Source organism: Paenarthrobacter sp. NCHU4564 (assembly GCF_052156435.1).
Classification (GTDB): Bacteria; Actinomycetota; Actinomycetes; order Actinomycetales; family Micrococcaceae; genus Arthrobacter.
The window spans coordinates 1-963 of the sequence record NZ_JBQLIS010000054.1 but is presented as its reverse complement, the minus strand read 5'-3'; the positions used below and the strand labels follow the sequence as shown (position 1 = coordinate 963).

Genomic DNA, 963 nt, shown 5'->3' with positions numbered 1-963 from the left:
CACACACTTGCATGCACGCGTCCACTATGTGGTTCCCGAACAACAACCCGTTCAGGAAAACCAACCACAACCAAATACACAACACCACAGTTGTAACCAAAAACTTCCCACCCCCACCAACACGGGGGACGGGTAACAAGGTTACGGCGGTCATAGCGTGGGGGAAACGCCCGGTCCCATTCCGAACCCGGAAGCTAAGACCCACAGCGCCGATGGTACTGCACCCGGGAGGGTGTGGGAGAGTAGGACACCGCCGGACAACCATTCAGGTCGAGACCCCCCAACCACGTTGGGGGGTCTCCCACATTAACCGGCCGATCCCGTGGCAGCACTTCCGCTGTGAGACTTGCCACGGGCACCGGCCTTCTGGCCCTCCACGTTCGGTGTCCCATGGGGCCTTCACTTAGAATTGATACAGATAAACGGGCCGGTCCTTCGCGCTGCCGGCGGCGTAACAACGAAATACGGGTTATGAGCGACTACGCACGCGCCAGTGGTCGGCTCGCAACAGGAGGAATCCAGCATGGCTGAGCACAATGGCGGCAACCGCGGCGGTAATCGCGGCGATTTCGGTGGCAACCGCGGGGATCGAGGATCTTTCCGCGCCAACAACAACTCCGGCGGAGATCCCCGGGGCTTCCGCTCCAGGGACAAGCGTGACGGCAACGACCAAGGCCGTTCTTTCGGTGACCGCGACCGTCGTTCCTTCGGTGATCGGGGAGACCGTGGTGAGCGTCCTGCCCGCGATGGTGAGCGCCGTCAGTTTGGTGACCGCGACCGTGACCGCAAGCCGTTCAACGAGGGCCGCGGCCCCCGAAACTTCGACCGTCCCCGCCGTGACGGCGATGACCGCCGTTCCTTTGGCCCCCGCCGCGACGATGACCGCCGTTCCTTCGGTGACCGGGGAGACCGCGGTGAGCGTCCTGCCCGCGATGGTGAGCGCCGTCAGTTTGGTGACCGCGA

General features: G+C 63.3%; 1 protein-coding gene and 1 rRNA gene. One reads left to right on the top strand and one right to left on the bottom strand.

The features are described from left to right. Window positions 1-142 precede the first annotated feature (142 nt). Window positions 143-259: ribosomal RNA gene (gene rrf, locus ACSVIE_RS21065) — 5S ribosomal RNA — on the top strand. A gap of 210 nt (window positions 260-469) precedes the next feature. On the opposite strand, the gene ACSVIE_RS21060 is transcribed toward rrf, so the two are convergent. Then, window positions 470-963 (bottom strand): hypothetical protein (locus ACSVIE_RS21060; RefSeq protein ID WP_442425154.1); only part of this gene is annotated, 494 nt, incomplete at its 5' end.